Source organism: Dickeya zeae NCPPB 2538 (assembly GCF_000406165.1).
Lineage (GTDB): Bacteria > Pseudomonadota > Gammaproteobacteria > Enterobacterales > Enterobacteriaceae > Dickeya > Dickeya zeae.
Map to the genome: position 1 here is coordinate 4,281,880 of NZ_CM001977.1, position 12,726 is coordinate 4,294,605.

Sequence of the window (12,726 nt, forward strand, 5' to 3'; positions counted from 1 at the left end):
GAAAGCGGAAGAGTCAGGCCCCCCGTGAATGGGGGGGCCGCAGCAGGACTAACGGCGTACCGCCGGGATCTGCTGAGTAATACAGTGGATATTGCCGCCGCCCAGCAGGATTTCGCGCGCCGGAACACCACTTATCAGGTAGTCGGGGAACATCTGTTGCAACAGCGCATGTGCCTCGCCGTCAGTACGTTCATCCAGCAGCGGATAAATCACCTGCTTGTTGCTGATCAGGAAATTGACGTATGAGCCCGCCAGCCGTGACCCGGCGTTACGTTCAATCGCGTTGCCTTCGGTCACGCCCGCCGCTTCTTCCGGGGTCGCGAAAAGCGGGCCGGGTGCCGGTAGTTTCCAAATTTTTAGCGACCGGCCCTGAGCATCCTTCGTCTGGGACAACACCTGATACGCCGCCTGAGAGCGGGCATACTGCGGGTCGGTTTCATCGTCCGTCCAGTGCAGCGCCACTTCGCCGGGGCGGATAAAACAGCACATGTTGTCGATATGGCCGTCGGTTTCGTCGTTATAGACGCCCTCTTCCAGCCAGATAAAGGCCGACACCCCGAGATAATCCCGCAGGTGCTGCTCAATCTGCGCTTTGCTCAGATGCGGATTGCGGTTCGGGTTTAACAGGCACTCGGCGGTGGTCAGCAGCGTGCCTTCACCATCGGTGTGGATCGAGCCACCTTCCAGAATCAACGGGGCGGCATAGCGCGCATCGCCGTGATAAGCCAGCACCTGCGCCGCCACCTTCTCGTCACGGCTCCAGTCTTCATACAGGCCGCCCAGTGCGCCACCCCAGGCGTTGAATTGCCAGTCGACACCACGACGCTCACCAGCCGCGTTCAACACCACGGTAGGCCCGGTGTCACGTACCCAGGCGTCATCGCTTTCCATTTCCACCAGCGTCACGCCAGTCGGCATCACGCTTTTAGCCAGCGCCATCTGGTCACGCGGCACGCCCATCACAACCGGTGTGGTTTGCGAAATAGCCGCAGCAACGGCAGCAAAGGTACGCTGGGCGGGAATCGCGTCGCCCTGCATGCGCCAGTTGTCGCGACGGTAGGGCCACAACATCCACACCGCGTCGTGCGGCGCCCATTCCGCTGGCATGGCGAAGCCGTCTTGCAACGGCGTGGTCAGCTCAGACATCACTTATCTCCAGGTCTTGCCGTCAGAGGTGCCGATAACACCGTACATGTCCGGACGGCGGTCACGGAACAAGCCCCAGGCAGCGCGCTGCGCTGCGATCGCTTCCAGATCGAACTCATGCACCAGCACTGTTTCGTCGGTCTTGTTGGCCTGCGCGACCAGCGCACCGGTTTGATCGGCAATGAACGACGAGCCATAGAACGTCATTTCCAGACCGTCGAGGTATTTACTGGCTTCGGTACCGATACGGTTAGACGCGATCACCGGGATCAGGTTGGCGGCAGCATGACCCTGCTGTACGCGGGTCCAGTGCGGCTGGCTGTCGATATCCGGATACGCCGGTTCAGAACCGATGGCGGTCGGGTAGAAAATCAACTCGGCCCCTTTGAGTGCCAGACAACGGGCGGTTTCCGGGAACCACTGATCCCAGCAGATGCCCACGCCCACTTTGGCGTAGCGGGTTTGCCACACTTTGAACCCGGTATCGCCCGGAATGAAGAACTGTTTTTCCTGATAGGCCGGGCCGTTAGGAATGTGGGTTTTTCGATACACGTCCAGTACGCTACCGTCAGCGTCAATCATGACCAGTGAGTTGTAGTAGGCGTTATTGGCGCGTTCGAAGAAACTCAGCGGCAGCACCACTTCCAACTCGGCCGCCAGCGCGGAAAAGTGTTTGATAAGCGGGCTGGTTTCCAATTCCTGCGCCAGCGCGTAATGCTCCGGGCTCTGGTCGATGCAGAAATAAGGCGCGGCAAACAGTTCCTGAATCAGAATGATTTGCGCCCCTTGAGCATGAGCCTGACGCACCAGCCTTTCGGCGTTTTCGATATTTTTTGGCAAATCCCAGGTGCAGGCCATCTGCGTGGCGGCAACGGTAACTTTTGTCATGCGAAAACCTCAATAATTTCTGTATGGGTGCTCATGCCTGCGCCACCAGCGCGTGGGAACAGCATGAGACGGGTAAAAGTGTAGATCAACAACTCACCCGACGCCCGGTGAACGCCGCAGGGCATCGACATTATGCCAGCGAATCATGACGGTGAGGATGGCGTTTCCCGGTTACCCGTTGCTGGCATACGCCTCGTTCATCGGGCCGTCGCCGTTTTCCGTTTCCCAATAAGAAATCCCGCCCAAAAGGGCGGGATTTGCTTGCTCAACCCGGCACGCCGGGTACACATCAGAACAGTTTCTTGGCGGTATTCAGCCAGTCGCCTTTGAACGGGCGCTTCATGTTCTCGATGGCGTCGATAATATCATGATGGACCAGTTTTTCATTCTGGATCCCGACGCAACGGCCGCCATAGCCTTGCTGCAACAGCTCAATGGAGTACGCGCCCATGCGGGAAGCCAGGATGCGGTCATACGCCACCGGTGAACCACCACGCTGGATGTGGCCCAACACCGTAGCACGGGTTTCGCGCCCGGTTTCCGTTTCAATATAGTGTGCCAGTTCATCCACATCACACACCAGTTCGGTAATGGCGACGATGGCGTGTTTCTTCCCTTTGGCGATACCGGCTTTAATCTCTTCCACCAGGTCTTCTTTTTTGAAGTCGACTTCCGGCAGCACGATGAATTCACAGCCACCGGCAATCGCCGCCGCCAGCGTCAGGTCGCCACAGTGACGCCCCATCACTTCCACGATGGAAATACGCTGGTGGGAAGACGAGGTATCGCGCAGGCGGTCAATCGCTTCCACCACGGTTTCCAGCGCGGTGAAATAACCGATGGTGTAATCGGTGCCTGCCACGTCATTGTCGATGGTGCCCGGCAGGCCGATGCAGGGGAAGCCCATCTCGGTCAAGCGCTTAGCCCCCATGTAGGAACCGTCACCCCCGATCACCACCAGCGCGTCCAGATCATGCTTTCTCATGTTTTCCACGCACACCTGACGCACCGCTTCCTCACGGAACGCCGGGAAACGGGCTGAACCCAGGAACGTGCCGCCACGGTTGATCACGTCAGACACGCTATAGCGGTCCAACTGCGCCATGCGATCTTCATACAAGCCCAGATAGCCGTCATAAATACCGTATACTTCCAGGTTTTCCGCTAACGCGGCACGCACCACACCACGAATGGCCGCATTCATCCCCGGCGCATCGCCACCGCTCGTCAGTACTCCGATTCTTTTAATCATGACAACCTCTGGATTTGTAGATGTAAATTCGCAGATTCTTCTATCTCAAGGCTCACAGGACAAAGCCTAACCGTTTTATCGACATAGTATAACAAATACACCCAGCTGAATTGATTCAGGTCAGTCTCTTCGTCCACGAAAAATCTATCGCAGATCACATTTTTACAACACATCATGGCCCGGATAAAACCCGACCCGCTACAGTTCCCAGCGCCCACGCTGCTCCTGCGGCACCACCGAGACAGGATCCTGATGAATGATAACGTCTGAACCGGGGAAGCGTTTGAGCAATGCCTGCTCTAGTTCGTCTGCAATCTGGTGTGACTCCACCAACGGCAGGTTATCCGCCATTTCCAGATGCAGCTGGATAAAACGGGTCGGGCCTGAGCGGCGGGTCCGTAACTGATGCGCACCACTTACCCCCGGCCATGAAGACACGATATTGACGATTTCCTGTCGCTCGTCATCGGGCAGGGCTCTGTCCAGCAGGACCTGAATCGCATCGTAGGCCATACGCAGCGCGCTGCTCAGAATATAAATGCCTATCCCCAGCGCGAAGACCGCATCCGCCCAGTTGATACCTTTCCAGCTTAGTACCAACGACAGCAAAATGGCACCATTCATCAGGACATCAGACTGGTAATGCAGCATGTCTGCTCGCACCGCCTGACTATGTGTTCTGCGGATAACCCAACGCTGGAAGCTCACCAGAAAGCCCGTTGCCACCAGCGCAATCACGGTCACCCACATCCCCAGTTCAGCCCCTTGTAGCGGCTGTGGGTTCATCAGATGCTGAGCACCGGTCAATAACAGAAACAGCGCCGAGCCGGCAATGAACATACTCTGCGCCAGCGCAGCCAATGACTCGGCTTTGCCATGCCCGAACGTATGTTCCGTATCAGCGGGTTGCAGGGAATAACGAACGACCAACAGGTTGACCAGCGACGCCGCGATATCCACTAACGAATCCACCAGTGATGCCAGCAAGCTGACCGAACCGGTGTACCACCAGGCGTACACCTTCATACCAAACAGCGATAACGCCATACCGGTAGCCAGAAAAGCAGCGGTCGTCACCAGACGTGCGTAATGAGAATTCATACACTATTCCATTCAAGCGAGGGAGTCAGTATACCGAATTCCAGCAGGGAAAAACCGTGACACTTTATGTCAGTATTTGGGGTCACCCGCGCTTTTCCGGGGAATGCCACCCCACTGACATCAATACAGTGCCTCATGGCGACGCACGGATAACCTGCCTACGATGGTTCTCCGTGCCGCCAGACGTTCTCCGGCTCAGGGTTTGCGCAACATTTTCTGCAACCGTTCCTGCTCCCAGCGCAACCAGCGATCCCGCAGCCAGAAAATCCGTGCCGCCCGAACCAGCAGCGCGCCGCCCCATGCCAGCAGCGGCCAGATAAACCAATACGTTTGCGGGTTGACCCACAGATTGATGACCACCAGCACGATGTTCACCGGCACAAACAGCAACAGACTGCGCCAGAAACGGCTTTCCTGCTCAACCTGTGTTCTGGCCTGCGAAATGCGTAACGCCAGCGAGTCGCCACTCGCCGCCTGCTCGCTGTCTTCTGGCATCAACGTCGTCACATTGACGCCAAACGCCGCCGCAATGGCGCTGAGCGTTTCCAGGCTGGCACGCTCTCCGTTTTCAATCCGCTGAATGGTTCTGACGCTCAACGCCGACAGTTCGGCCAGTTGTTCCTGAGACCAGGCACGGGCAAGGCGCTGTGATTTGATCGTGTTCATGATGCACTCCTGTTGAATGAAAACCCGATGCAAGCCTGCGTTAGCGCCGTGAAAAACACCACGACAGTAACCTGACACCAACCCGACAGCCACCTGACACGCCACACAAGCCGCGCCATGGTTCGCTTTTTCGCAGCAGGCATGGACATCGCTGATGGTGATGAGGAGAATAGTGACGACCAGATAGACATCGGGAAATCGTATGAAACGGCGACCAGCTTCACGCCTGCTGATTCTCAACCCTGAACAACGGGTGTTGCTATTTCTGTTCCATCATACTCAGGATGCCCTTGCCGGACAGCGTTATTGGGCAACGCCAGGCGGGGCGGTAGAAAACGGAGAAACGTTTGAGCAAGCAGCGGTACGAGAGCTGTGGGAAGAGACCGGTATCCGTCGTCAGGATCCCGGCCCGTGTATTGCGACGTGTACCTTTACCATGGCGATGCCTGATGGAGACACCGTGATTGCCGATGAACGGTTTTTTGTCATCCCTATCACCGACAGTACTCTCCACACTGGCAACTGGACGGCGCATGAACAGGAAGTGATGCGAGACCATCACTGGTGGAGCCGCGATGAACTTCTCGCCACACAGGATAAGGTCTACCCGGAACAGCTAGTTGAAATGCTGTGGCCGGGCAGAGCTTGTCTGGTTACGCCGCGGGAGGAGCAGGCCAGGTGATATCGGGTGCGCTCTGCGCATCAATGGCGTCAACCTGTTTCATGTACTCACGCCAGCGCACTAAACGGCTTTTATCATCATCAGAAATCACGCCCAGCAGAAGATCGGTCTGCCAGTTTGCTATCATTTTTTGTGCTTCTGACAATAGCTGCGTTTTCCGTAGCGTAGCGTCCGCAATATATTCATCCCGGCTTTTTTCAGGTGGCGTAAATACACCGTCAGAATACAGATAACCGACACCGACACGTTCTGATGAAATATCGATTAGTGCGCCATTCTGCGGCTTCCAGTCAGACTCAATATCGCTATCCCAGACCACAGTATTAATCACCACGCCGTTTTCGATTAACGCGTATATTTTACTCATGCTGAATACTCCACAATCATAATGACGCCATTACCACCATTACCGCCTTTAGCACTGGCTCCTGCGGGTACCGTATATCCGCCACTACCGCCAGCGCCATCCACACCATCAAATCCGCCTGTAGGCGCATTTGATGCAATCGGTGGTACACCAAATGAAAAAACAGAATCACCGCCCGCACCGGATTCATAGCCACTATTGAGAAACATCGCAGGTGTCCCTGAGCCACCAAAACCTGCGACAAGATTCCCACCAGATGCAACTCCACCAGCACCGTTACCAATCAAGACGGACATACCGATTGCAATCGCAATACCGTTAGCACCTCTTGTCCCCCCGCTCGCCGTCATTAACGTTCCAAATTTCGTCGCGCCGCCAAAACCCGGCTCATATGTCGCGTCTACACCGCCTATACCGCCCGCACCGACCTCCAGATAGATCAATGCAGGAACGTCACCTTTACGGTAAAAAGATCGTGCCCAGCCGCCCGCACCACCGCCGGAACCTGCCGAGTGATAATTTTGTGGGGACGCCGCCGCCGCACCGCCACCGCCACCTGCACCACAGATGGTGACATCAATAGCAGACACATCATCGGGCCATTGATAATTCTGGCTTGAGGTGATTTTTTTTATGCGCAGGATGCGGCCTGCAAAACGATTTTCTAAGCCCAGGTTTTTGACAAATTGAGTCGGGTCCTGAATATCAGCACCGTTCTGATTTTTATCCATTTTTCCTGATAGCCCGGCAGCAACGAATTCTGTCGTCGCCAGCTTTTGACTACTATCACCGGCTATTGGTGTCGGCGCTGTGGGACTGCCAGTAAACGCAGGGCTTTCAATCGGTGCATACTGCTTATGCGGGTCAACGGCAGCGACATGATCAGCCAGCAAGGTATCGGCATAGCGCCGTGTCGCCAGCGCCACCGTTGGGTCAAATTTCAGCGTTATTGCATCAGTACGGCTGACAATCAGGATCATGCGCACCGTCTGCACCCGGCCCGATCCTTCCTTCAATTCCGGTTTATAGGTTTCCGGGCAGTTACCGAGCGCAATCAAGTCGCCATCAACATCGTACAACCCGATTTCACGCAGCCAGAATCCCCCTTCGTTTTCCGGGATCACTTGCTCGGCAATCATCTGGCTGGTGTTGTCCGGGTCAACCGTTAGCGAGTTGATCACCCCACGTCGCTTTTCATTGACCAATTTGGTTTGCAGCGGATCGGGGGTGGGGAGTACACCGTTGCCATCCCCCACGCCCATTTGGGCCAGTTCCAGCGCTTTTCCTGCGGCTATCGCCGCTGCCAGCTTTTTCTCACCCACCTGGGTGAGCAAGGTAAAATATTTCGTTCCCATCGTTTCTCTCATCAGCATGAATGTAAAGGAAAAGGTCAGGCAGTGGTCGGGGAGAATCCGCACACGGCAAGCGTGCGCCGTCCTGTCTGCCGTCTGACAACCATTATGCTGATGGCCCGTCAAATCACCCGCTCATACGGATGTGGCAGCAATGGCACAACATCATCATCACTACAAGGCCGGTAACAGGAACGAGCGATAAGACCCTGGAGGGATAAAGCATTCGAATGGGGTAGCAAAAAACAACCCGTTCGGAATAACAACGCCGCGTTATTCCGAACGGGTGTAGCGTCTCATCAGTGTGATGGTGGGGTCGGCCAGTCGATGTCCGGTGTATGACTCAAATCGACGCGACTTAACTGCACCAGATAGATTTTCCAGCTTTTAAGCGCCTCGGTTTCCTGCTCAGTGGCGATGTCCAGTTCCTGCGCATAGGTCAGCTCGCGAATGCGGTCATGTGCTATCTGGCGACGGGCGTCATACTCCTGTCGGGCCGATTGCGCCAGGCTTGCCTGATAGGCCGCCGTATCCGTTACCCATTGCGCCCCCTCCCAACGGTCAAAGGCACTGGCAGGCGGCAGCAGGGTGAGGTTTGCGGGCAACGCACCCAGCTCACTCACCACCTGTGGCTGACGGGTCTGCGTGTCATAAGCGGTCCGCCCACGTAAATCAGGCACCCATTCCCACTGCAGGCCGTCAGATGAACGCCGTAGCGCCTGCCCTTCCACCGCTGGCTGCGGCGGCTCATCGGCGTAGCTATAGGCGGGAATCCCGGTACCAACCATCAGGTATTCGTCGCTGTAACCATCGTACTCACGGGTGAGCACATCCACGTGGTACACCCGCAACCAGCCTGCCTGAGTGGCCAGCCCGTCTGCCGCCAGCACTGCACGCACGTCCTGCGTCGATATCGTCATTACGCGGCCCTCACGATGTAGTTAAAGGCAATATTGCGAGGACGGTTTTCTGCTGCGGTTGGAACAACACGTGACGCATCAAAGCGAGCACCCGCCGGTCCTTTGTAGCTGCCAAGACTGTCAGCTATTCCAACATCACCGAATTCGTCAGCAGAGATTGCACCCGACGCCGCAACAGTCGTTAATGACAAAGGAGTTGACGTGCTAACGCCAATATAAAGAGAACCAACGATATTCCTGATCGCATCGCCTTGCAGTGAAAGCAGTCCCCTACCACTATCTATCCCCCTCCCATCATCCCAGCCACGAATAAATTCACCGCGCAAATCCGGCAGCACACCGGACGGGTAGACCTGTGCCAGCCGGGGATAAACGCTTTTATCAAACGACTGGCCGTTACATTTCAACCAGCCCGTCGGAGCGGTCGCCTGCGGCCAGGGTTGTGGAATACCCACAAACTCATTGATCAGCAGGTACTGTGAATGCGGGTTAGGCTCAGCAAGATGCCCCGCCAGCAGTGTATCGGCATAACGCCGTGTCGCCAGCGCCACCGTCGGGTCAAATTTCAGCGTTATTGCATCGGTACGGCTGACGATCAGGATCATGCGCACGGTCTGAATTCGGCCCGACCCTTCCTTCAGTTCCGGTTTATAGGTTTCCGGGCAATTCGCCACCGCAATCAGATTACCGGCCACATCATAAAGCCCAATCTCGCGCAGCCAGAAACCTCCTTCATTTTCGGGGATCACCTGCTCGGCAATAACCTGACCAGGGTTATCCGGGTCCACACTCAGGGAATTAATTACCGCCCGGCGTTTTTCATTCACCAATGTGGTCTGCGTCGGGTCCGGCGTCGGGAATACACCACCGCCATCCCCCACCCCCATCTGGGTGATTTCCAGTGGTTTTCCGGTTGAGATTGCTTGTGCTAATTTCGCCTCACCGATACGGGTGAGAATCGTAAAATATTTGGTTCCCATCGTTTATCTCGTCTGAATAAATTTAAAATAGAGTCAGCGGCAAAAGTATTGCCGTAATACCAGAGTCGAATGTTCGTTCTGCGTTCTCACAACCATTATGCGAAAACACTAAAATAATTACCTGTTGATGGCGTTGTTTCTGCTATGGCACAACAGATGGGATAAACAGACCTCTCCATCGCCAGAATTTAAAAGAAAAATAGAAATATTAATTAAATAAGACATAAGTACTGAATAATATTTTTATTACTCGGTGTTACGCTGCTCTTACAATGTAACTAAAAGCAATATTACGTGGACGAGAGACCCCAATATATCCTTGAGATCCCGTCCCCCATGTACTAGAAGCACCAATAGCCCGTGCACGAAAATTCATTATCGCCGCAACAGGGTTATCCCAGTTCAGTGATTCTCGAGAATTACATGAGAAGTTAACAACATTATCTGGTGGATTAATTATTTCCTGGAGCATATAAGAACCTTCCTGCCAGCTACTTAATTGGCGACCACTATCCACACCTCTCCCATCATCCCAACCACGAATAAACTCACCACGCAAATCCGGCAATACGCCTGACGAGTAGACCTGTGCCAGCCGTGGATACACGTTTTTATCAAACGCCTGACCGTTGCATTTGAGCCAGCCCGAAGGCACGTTAGCCTGCGGCCAGGGCAGTGGAATACCCACGATGTCATTAATATCCAGTTTTAGTTTGATGTTGTTGTCGGTTTTATCTGACAGCGCATTCACCGCCCCCGCCACAAACGCCGTCGTTGCCAGTTGTGTTGTGGTCGTTCCTGCCACTGCGGTCGGCGCGGTGGGAGTCCCCGTCAATGCCGGGCTTTCAATGGGCGCATACTGCTTGTGCGGATTCGCCTCACTCACGTGGCTGGTCATCAGCGTGTCGGCGTAGGCCTTCACCTCAATGGCTTTGTCATCAACCGACTGGCGGGTTGCCAGCACCACTGACGGGTCCACTTTCAGGGTAACGGCGCTGGCATTGCTAACCACCAGAATCATACGCACGGTTTGCACGCGACCCGAGCCTTCCTGCAATTGCGGTTTGTAGGTGTCCGGGCAGTTGGCGACCGCGATCAAATCCCCATCCGCATCATATAACCCGATCTCACGCAGCCAGAACCCACCCTCATTCTCCGGGATCACCTGTTCGGCAATAATTTGGTTTGGGCTATTAGGATCCACTCTCAACGCATTCAATACTGCCCGGCGTTTTTCATTAATTAATGCCGTCTGTGCCGGGTCAGGCGTTGTCGGGTTACCGCCCCCATCGCCTATCCCCATGTGGGTAATATTCAGCATTTTTCCAGATGCTGCAGCATTCGCCAGTTTCGCCCTTCCCACCTGGGTGAGCAATGTCATGTATTTCACCGTCATACCATTTTCCTTTCAGGTCAGCTTAATCCGTCATATGGCATCGCAATCCGTAGCGCGAAGACTGCCGTCTGTTTTTGCAAGCCATTTCATTTTGTTGTTGCCTCTGACAACATTATGCAAAGAGACGGCAGGCAAATCGTCTGGCTGGCGTTGTATCGGCTATGGCACAACAACACGGGTGAAAAAAACCCGCCATCAAGGCGGGAAAAATAAAAAGACGATGAGAAAAACTAAAAAGAAAAATACGGTTATTTATTTTCGGGTAATAATGGCCATTCAATAGTGACGGGAAACCCCGCCTGTTCAGGAATCTTGCGCAGTGCTTCCCGATATGTACGCCAGACCTGCTGATCTACTGGGGCATCAGGCGCTTGTGTCCAGTCACTGGTAGCCAACAAGCTATCTCGTTGACGCCGCGCAGCCTCCGCCAACTGCGTTTGCGATGGGGATGCGGGTGTAACCGCTATCGGTTTTTGGGTTGATTCATCAAACACAATAGCGTTACCAAGAGCCTGTTGGCTTAATAAGTCCTGATAATCATCATCACTGATTTCAATAGCATCATCAGGAACATTAACACCGTGAATTTCACGGCTATAAAAACCATTAAACGATTTAGAGTAAAACATATTACACCTCAATTCCCTATTGCAATAAACTGATATGAGATACCCGAAGAGAACTCAACGGAACCGCCATTACGGACAAAGGCGCCATACCCTTTCAGCATTTCTTTTGTGCTATTACTTTGCCCATACACTGTCACCCCCGTATAATTCCAGCCAACAGAGTTATTTTCCGTAACAACGACGGAGAAGATATTATTAGGATAGGCAATAGGGAATGACTGGTTGATAACCCCGGCACCTAACGTTACCCCTGTCCCCCATTGCATAATAATGCCGGACGGTAAAATTTGATAACCATTCAACCCTGCACCAACAACGCCCACGCCACCAATCGCACGCCACTGTGGCCCCGTGGAAAGGAATTTTATATTCGTCCCACTTTTAACCGTCATCGTATTTGAGCCAGATGGGTTATTAGGCCCCAGAATATTCACCCCTGCCCCAGAAATCGTCACCGCTCCATTGGATCCATTATTAAACTCAATAACCCCACCAACGCAAAGGGACGCGTTCGGTAACGTAATCGTAATACCTGCCACTTGGGCTTCAATAAAGCAGCCAAACGCATCACCGGTTAACACCTGGCTTTCTTTGACACCCAATACCGACCTCATATTACCCAAGGCTCTTTGCACAAACGCGGTGGTCGCAATGCTGCTATCGGCATCAAATAGCGGTGGCGTTGGTGCCGTGGGATTACCGGTAAATTCCGGGCTTTCAATCGGTGCATATTGCTTGTGTGGATTCGCGTTGGCGATGTGTTTCGCCATCAGATCATCGGCGTAGGCCTTCACCTCAATCGCCTTGTCATCAACCGACTGGCGGGTTGCCAGCACTACCGATGGGTCTACTTTCAGGGTAACCGCACTGGTGTTACTGACCACCAGAATCATACGCACGGTTTGCACGCGACCCGAGCCTTCCTGCAACAGTGGTTTATAGGTGTCCGGGCAGTTGGCGACCGCGATCAAATCCCCATCCGCATCGTATAACCCGATTTCACGCAGCCAGAACCCACCTTCATTTTCTGGGATCACCTGTTCGGCAATAATCTGGTTTGGATTATTAGGATCCACTCTCAGTGCATTCAATGCCGCCCGGCGCTTTTCATTAATTAATGCCGTCTGAGTCGGGTAAGGTGTTGTCGGGTTACCGCCACCATCCCCCACCCCCATATGGGTAATATTCAGCATTTTTCCTAATGCCGTGGCATTCGCCAGTTTCGCCGCCCCCACCTGGGTGAGCAATGTCATGTATTTCACCGTCATACCATTTTCCTTTTGCATCGTCTTAAATCGTTATCTGATATCGCAATCATCACAGCGGAAATCGCTATCTGTGTTTGCA

General features: G+C 54.1%; 13 protein-coding genes. 1 reads left to right on the forward strand and 12 read right to left on the reverse strand.

The annotated features are described in order from the left end of the window. Positions 1–48: 48 nt before the first annotated feature. The 5 genes from aguA to DZE2538_RS18825 form a co-directional block, all read right to left on the reverse strand. On the reverse strand, positions 49–1,146 hold the full coding sequence (gene aguA, locus DZE2538_RS18800) for an agmatine deiminase (protein ID WP_038916982.1): 1,098 nt from the start codon (positions 1,144–1,146) through the stop codon (positions 49–51). Positions 1,147–1,149: 3 nt separating this feature from the next. Next, a complete protein-coding gene (gene aguB, locus DZE2538_RS18805) occupies positions 1,150–2,034 on the reverse strand; it encodes an N-carbamoylputrescine amidase (RefSeq protein WP_019846432.1) in 885 nt (294 codons plus the stop codon). A gap of 289 nt (positions 2,035–2,323) precedes the next feature. Then, the gene (pfkA, locus tag DZE2538_RS18810; RefSeq protein WP_012886581.1) at positions 2,324–3,286 is read right to left on the reverse strand and encodes a 6-phosphofructokinase; all 963 of its coding nucleotides are present in this window, start codon (positions 3,284–3,286) and stop codon (positions 2,324–2,326) included. A gap of 198 nt (positions 3,287–3,484) precedes the next feature. Then, positions 3,485–4,387: a CDF family cation-efflux transporter FieF gene (gene fieF / locus DZE2538_RS18820; protein ID WP_019846430.1), complete on the reverse strand. Its 903-nt coding sequence runs from the start codon at positions 4,385–4,387 to the stop codon at positions 3,485–3,487. 195 nt (positions 4,388–4,582) lie between these two features. Further along, the gene (locus DZE2538_RS18825; protein WP_038916983.1) at positions 4,583–5,053 is read right to left on the reverse strand and encodes a 2TM domain-containing protein; all 471 of its coding nucleotides are present in this window, start codon (positions 5,051–5,053) and stop codon (positions 4,583–4,585) included. Between the two features lie 202 nt (positions 5,054–5,255). On the opposite strand from DZE2538_RS18825, the gene DZE2538_RS18830 reads away from it, so the two are divergent. Beyond that, complete coding sequence (locus DZE2538_RS18830; protein WP_038916984.1) at positions 5,256–5,735, forward strand: NUDIX hydrolase; 480 nt, start codon at positions 5,256–5,258, stop codon at positions 5,733–5,735. On the opposite strand, the gene DZE2538_RS18835 is transcribed toward DZE2538_RS18830, so the two are convergent. The 7 genes from DZE2538_RS18835 to DZE2538_RS18865 form a co-directional block, all read right to left on the reverse strand. Then, the gene (locus DZE2538_RS18835; protein WP_038916985.1) at positions 5,707–6,102 is read right to left on the reverse strand and encodes a tail fiber assembly protein; all 396 of its coding nucleotides are present in this window, start codon (positions 6,100–6,102) and stop codon (positions 5,707–5,709) included. The genes DZE2538_RS18830 and DZE2538_RS18835 overlap by 29 nt on opposite strands. Next, entirely contained in the window at positions 6,099–7,457 is a 1,359-nt protein-coding gene (locus DZE2538_RS18840) for a phage tail protein (RefSeq protein WP_038916986.1), read from the reverse strand. Before DZE2538_RS18840 ends, DZE2538_RS18835 begins: the two co-directional genes overlap by 4 nt. A 296-nt stretch (positions 7,458–7,753) precedes the next feature. Continuing rightward, the gene (locus DZE2538_RS18845) at positions 7,754–8,374 is read right to left on the reverse strand and encodes a tail fiber assembly protein (RefSeq protein WP_038916987.1); all 621 of its coding nucleotides are present in this window, start codon (positions 8,372–8,374) and stop codon (positions 7,754–7,756) included. Next, positions 8,374–9,354, reverse strand: a complete 981-nt coding sequence (locus DZE2538_RS18850; RefSeq protein ID WP_038914826.1) for a phage tail-collar fiber domain-containing protein — start codon at positions 9,352–9,354, stop codon at positions 8,374–8,376. Before DZE2538_RS18850 ends, DZE2538_RS18845 begins: the two co-directional genes overlap by 1 nt. A gap of 256 nt (positions 9,355–9,610) precedes the next feature. Further along, positions 9,611–10,750, reverse strand: a complete 1,140-nt coding sequence (locus DZE2538_RS18855) for a phage tail protein (protein ID WP_038916988.1) — start codon at positions 10,748–10,750, stop codon at positions 9,611–9,613. Between the two features lie 248 nt (positions 10,751–10,998). Further along, a complete protein-coding gene (locus DZE2538_RS18860; protein WP_038914829.1) occupies positions 10,999–11,379 on the reverse strand; it encodes a tail fiber assembly protein in 381 nt (126 codons plus the stop codon). Between the two features lie 8 nt (positions 11,380–11,387). Then, positions 11,388–12,647, reverse strand: coding sequence for a phage tail protein (locus tag DZE2538_RS18865; protein WP_038916989.1), 1,260 nt, complete (start codon positions 12,645–12,647; stop codon positions 11,388–11,390). Between the last annotated feature and the right edge of the window lie 79 nt (positions 12,648–12,726).

Coding starts and splice junctions, on each gene's coding strand:
- DZE2538_RS18845 (WP_038916987.1), bottom strand. CDS start 8,374: ATGACGATATCGACGCAGGACGTGCGTGCAGTGCTGGCGGCAGACGGG.
- DZE2538_RS18840 (WP_038916986.1), bottom strand. CDS start 7,457: ATGGGAACGAAATATTTTACCTTGCTCACCCAGGTGGGTGAGAAAAAG.
- DZE2538_RS18850 (WP_038914826.1), bottom strand. CDS start 9,354: ATGGGAACCAAATATTTTACGATTCTCACCCGTATCGGTGAGGCGAAA.
- DZE2538_RS18855 (WP_038916988.1), bottom strand. CDS start 10,750: ATGACGGTGAAATACATGACATTGCTCACCCAGGTGGGAAGGGCGAAA.
- fieF (WP_019846430.1), bottom strand. CDS start 4,387: ATGAATTCTCATTACGCACGTCTGGTGACGACCGCTGCTTTTCTGGCT.
- DZE2538_RS18835 (WP_038916985.1), bottom strand. CDS start 6,102: ATGAGTAAAATATACGCGTTAATCGAAAACGGCGTGGTGATTAATACT.
- DZE2538_RS18825 (WP_038916983.1), bottom strand. CDS start 5,053: ATGAACACGATCAAATCACAGCGCCTTGCCCGTGCCTGGTCTCAGGAA.
- aguB (WP_019846432.1), bottom strand. CDS start 2,034: ATGACAAAAGTTACCGTTGCCGCCACGCAGATGGCCTGCACCTGGGAT.
- DZE2538_RS18860 (WP_038914829.1), bottom strand. CDS start 11,379: ATGTTTTACTCTAAATCGTTTAATGGTTTTTATAGCCGTGAAATTCAC.
- aguA (WP_038916982.1), bottom strand. CDS start 1,146: ATGTCTGAGCTGACCACGCCGTTGCAAGACGGCTTCGCCATGCCAGCG.
- DZE2538_RS18830 (WP_038916984.1), top strand. CDS start 5,256: ATGAAACGGCGACCAGCTTCACGCCTGCTGATTCTCAACCCTGAACAA.
- DZE2538_RS18865 (WP_038916989.1), bottom strand. CDS start 12,647: ATGACGGTGAAATACATGACATTGCTCACCCAGGTGGGGGCGGCGAAA.
- pfkA (WP_012886581.1), bottom strand. CDS start 3,286: ATGATTAAAAGAATCGGAGTACTGACGAGCGGTGGCGATGCGCCGGGG.